The sequence below is a fragment of the Endozoicomonas sp. SESOKO3 genome, from assembly GCF_024606255.1.
Genome location: NZ_JAHHPR010000593.1, coordinates 1 through 1,818 on the forward strand (window position 1 = coordinate 1; position 1,818 = coordinate 1,818).

General features: G+C 48.1%; 2 protein-coding genes. One reads left to right on the forward strand and one right to left on the reverse strand.

Annotation, left to right across the window (positions count from 1 at the left end):
* Nucleotides 1-26: 26 nt before the first annotated feature.
* Nucleotides 27-431: an IS200/IS605 family transposase gene (tnpA, locus tag KDK18_RS10170; protein WP_257254788.1), complete on the reverse strand. Its 405-nt coding sequence runs from the start codon at nucleotides 429-431 to the stop codon at nucleotides 27-29.
* Between the two features lie 70 nt (nucleotides 432-501).
* On the opposite strand from tnpA, the gene KDK18_RS10175 reads away from it, so the two are divergent.
* Nucleotides 502-1,797 carry a transposase gene (locus KDK18_RS10175; protein WP_257254789.1) on the forward strand — a complete coding sequence of 432 codons (1,296 nt, stop codon included), beginning with the start codon at nucleotides 502-504 and terminating at the stop codon, nucleotides 1,795-1,797.
* The last annotated feature ends 21 nt before the right edge of the window (nucleotides 1,798-1,818 follow it).

Sequence of the window (1,818 nt, forward strand, 5' to 3'; positions counted from 1 at the left end):
GCAGGGAGGTGAATTTCGTCAGCCCGTCAGGGCTGATCCTGGTTCTCAATATACTCTTTGATAACTTCCAGTGGCGCACCACCACAGCTCCCTGCAAAGTAGGATCGTGACCACAAAACCGGCTTTTTGTAAGCACCGGCAATATCGCAAAACTCTTGCCTTAACCTTCTGGAGGAAACCGCTTTCAGGCTGTTTATCAGCTTCGCAATGGATGGGGTCTTTGGCGTGAACTCAACCAATAAATGTACGTGGTCAGACTCGCCATTAAATTCACCGAGCTCGGCCTCGAAGTTTCCGCAGATTTCAGAAAATATCTCCTTCAGCCTCTCCAAATGCAAAGAGCCTAATACTTTCTTCCGGTATTTTGTCACAAAGACAATGTGGCAGTGCAAAGTGTAAGCACTGTGCCGCCCTTTCTTTATTTCATGCATACCAATGCTTGATATTCCAATATGTATACTCTAAATTCAGCGCTAAGGCTATCACACACTGATTGTATAAATGAAGATTCTCAAGGCCTATAAATTCAGACTGGATACTACCCCGGAGCAGCATGAAAGACTCATGCAGCTTTGCGGGACAGCTCGTTTTGTCTGGAACAAGGCGCTTGAGATTTGTAATCAGAAGCAGGAAGCCGGGGGGAAAATCCCAACGGCCTACACTATGACCAAGTGGCTTCCGATCTGGAAGAAAGACTCGGAAACAGAGTTTCTTTCTCAGGGCAATGCCGTTACCTTGCAGCAAAAACTCTGTGACTTGGGAGCCGCATGGAAAAGGCACTTTGATGATCTCTCGAAGCTGAAGCAAGGGAAAATAAAAGAACTTCACTTTGAAGCGCCACGTTTCAAACGACGCAATGATGATCGGGATAACTCAATCCGCATCATGCAGTTTCCCCGTTACTGCCAGATTAACAATCGTCGGGTTAAACTCCCAAGCAAACTGGGTTGGGTTAAGTTTCGCAAGTCTCGCCAGATTGAAGGAGCGATCAAAAACTGCACCATTACCCGAAGGTCAAGCCATTGGTATATCAGCTTCCAGACAGAGCAGGAATGGCCTGACCCAATTCATTCGTCAGAGAAGGCGGTTGGTTTGGATATGGGCATTGCCAGGTTTGTCACCCTCTCTAATGGAGAGCAGTACCAACCCCTTAATGCTTTCAAAAAGCACCAGCTACAGCTTGCAGTAGAGCAAAGAAAACTCTCTCGCAAGATGAAATTCTCTGCCAACTGGCAGAAGCAAAAGCAGCGAATTAACCGGCTTCACAGCAAGATAGCCGCCTGTCGTCAGGACTTCCTTCACAAGACCTCAACGGAAATCAGCAAGAAACACGCAAGGGTTGTCATTGAGGATTTGAAGGTATCGAATATGTCCAGATCGGCGAAAGGCACTGCTGAAAAACCGGGCGTTAACGTCAAGGCCAAATCAGGGCTGAACAAGTCCATTCTCGATCAGGGATGGTATGAGTTCAGACGACAGCTTGAGTATAAACAGCACTGGTTGGGCGGTGATGTGGTCTCAGTGAAACCACAATACACCAGCCAGACTTGTAGTGCCTGTGGTCACGTTCACAAGGACAACCGCAAGTCACAGGCAGGTTTTAAATGTGTTGCTTGTGGTCATGCCGAAAATGCCGACATTAACGCTGCCAAGAATATCTTAGCGTCAGGACATGGCGTGTTAGCCTGTGGAGCGGGTTCGTTGGAACCTGTGACGAAGCAGGAACCACTGCGAAATCGTGAGAAAGTAGCAGCCTGGGCTAGGCGCCCCCATGGGAATCCCCCACTGATTTCTTGAATCAGTGGGGGAGGATGTCAA